The 2,129-nt window shown below is 44.2% G+C and carries 1 protein-coding gene and 2 pseudogenes; 2 read left to right on the top strand and 1 reads right to left on the bottom strand.

Going from position 1 to position 2,129, the window contains the following annotated elements; genetic code table 11:
- Nucleotides 1–286: pseudogene (locus R8269_RS23510) on the bottom strand (HAMP domain-containing protein); the annotation flags it as partial.
- A 9-nt stretch (nt 287–295) separates the two neighbouring features.
- Here R8269_RS23510 and tssB point away from each other — a divergent pair.
- Nucleotides 296–628 (top strand): annotated as a pseudogene (gene tssB / locus R8269_RS23505) (type VI secretion system contractile sheath small subunit); the annotation flags it as partial.
- Nucleotides 628–2,121 carry a type VI secretion system contractile sheath large subunit gene (tssC, locus tag R8269_RS23500; RefSeq protein ID WP_005463811.1) on the top strand — a complete coding sequence of 498 codons (1,494 nt, stop codon included), beginning with the start codon at nt 628–630 and terminating at the stop codon, nt 2,119–2,121. The pseudogene tssB and the gene tssC, both read left to right, overlap by 1 nt.
- Nucleotides 2,122–2,129 lie beyond the last annotated feature (8 nt).

The raw sequence follows: 2,129 nt of genomic DNA, 5'->3' as shown, positions 1-2,129 counted from the left end.
CTTCAGAGCTATGCGCTGTGCTGTCTGCGTTACCCGCAATCTCTTGCGTTGCTGCTGCCATTTCATTAACCGCAGTCGCAACCATGTTGATTTCGTCTTGCTGGTAAGAAATACGCTGGCTACGTTCTTCTGCTTGTTGTGCCGTTGTACGTGCTTGCTCAGAAAGTGAGGCAGAAACTTGGCTTAGCTTGGTAACCATCGTGTGCATGTTACCCACAAAGCGGTTGAAGTTCTCAGCCAGTTTGCCTACTTCATCGTCACTGCGAGGTTCTAGGCGTTGAGTAAGGAAAGAGTGTACCATGATGTACTTAAAAAGATGAGTCCATCGGTTAAGTTCAAAGTCGCAAACAAGTTAGCAAATGACGATTCTGAATTTGCGGTTGAACTGAGCTTTAAATCGATGCAAGACTTTGAACCAGCAGCGATTGTCAATCAAGTAGAACCATTGCGTCAGCTGATGGAAACTCGTAACAAACTGCGAGACTTGATGACTAAAGTCGACCGTTCGGAAGAACTTGAAAACATCCTAGAAGAAGTTCTCAACAATACAGAAAATTTAGCAAAACTAGCTGGTGAGCTAGATCTTGGCAAAAAAGCGCCATCAGAAAGTACTGAGGGAGCAGAATAATGACGACTCAAGTTGAAAAACAACTCGATCCTACGGTGGGTGAACAAACCACTTCATTTCTTGAACAGGCTATTGGTGCGACGAAACAAACAGAAGCATCGAGAGCAGAAGAGCTGATCAAGACACTGACTGAAGAAGCGATGAAAGGGACGGTTTCTTGGAATAAAAACCTAACCGTAACTTTCCGTGAAGCGATTAATTTGCTTGATAGACAGATTTCAGAGCAGCTTTCTGAAGTTATGCACCATCCTGAGCTACAAAAGTTAGAAGGCTCATGGCGTGGGCTGAATTACTTAGTCATGAATTCTGAGACAAGTTCTACGCTGAAAATTCGCATGATCAGCATCACGAAGAAAGAGCTTCATAAAGACTTAAGTAAAGCGGTTGAATTCGATCAAAGTCAAATCTTTAAAAAAGTGTACGAATCTGAATTTGGTAGCGCTGGTGGTGAACCGTATGGTGCTTTAATTGGTGACTACGAGTTTACAAACCATCCAGAAGATATTGAGTCTTTGCGTTTAATGTCGAATGTTGCTGCTTCGGGTTTCTCACCATTCTTGTCTGCTGCTTCTCCTGCGCTATTTGGTTTTGATGAGTGGACAGAACTATCTAAACCGCGCGATTTAGATAAAGTCTTTGAGTCGTTGGAATATGCGCAATGGCGCTCTTTCCGTGAAAGTGCAGATTCTCGTTTTGTAAGCTTAACGATGCCTAAAGTATTAGCTCGCTTACCATACGGCCAAGCTACCTCTCCTGTAGAAGCGTTTGGCTTTGAAGAGTTTGATGTGGATCCTGTGTCGGGTATCGCCGTTAATGCTGATCACAATGATTATTGTTGGATGAACTCATCGTACGTGCTTGGCGTCAAACTGACGGATGCATTTTCTAAGTATGGTTTCTGTACTGCTATTCGTGGCGCAGAGGGTGGTGGGCGAGTTGATAACCTACCAACACACTTCTTCATGAGTGATGATGGTGACCCAGATATGAAGTGCCCAACGGAAATTGGCATTACAGACCGCCGTGAAGCGGAATTGGGTAAACTGGGTTTCTTACCGTTGTGTCACTACAAAAATACAAACTATGCCGTGTTCTTTGGTGCTCAAACTTGTCAAAAACCAGCAAATCATGAATCTCCAGAAGTGGCAGCAAACGCGGCAATTTCAGCAAGACTTCCTTACATGATGGCAACCTCTCGTTTTGCACATTATTTGAAAGTAATGGCTCGAGACAAGATCGGTAGCTTTATGGAAGCAGAAGACGTTGAATCTTGGTTGAACCGTTGGATTCTTGGCTATGTGAACGCTTCTGAAGGTGGCGGTCAAGAAATTCGTGCGAAATACCCTCTTGCCGACGCTCGCGTACAAGTTAAGGAAATTCCAGGTTCGCCAGGTTCTTACAACGCGGTTGCTTGGCTCAAGCCATGGCTTCAAATGGAAGAGCTAACCACGTCTTTAAGACTCGTTGCTAAAATTCCTCAGTCGGGTGGCTAAATAGACTT

The organism is Vibrio sp. Vb0667, assembly GCF_033391095.1.
The sequence above is the reverse complement of the archived record's forward strand: the minus strand, read 5'-3'. Positions and strand labels throughout refer to the sequence as shown.

Excerpts from the sequence above, each read along its gene's own strand:
- tssC (WP_005463811.1), top strand. The coding sequence starts at position 628 with ATGACGACTCAAGTTGAAAAACAACTCGATCCTACGGTGGGTGAACAA.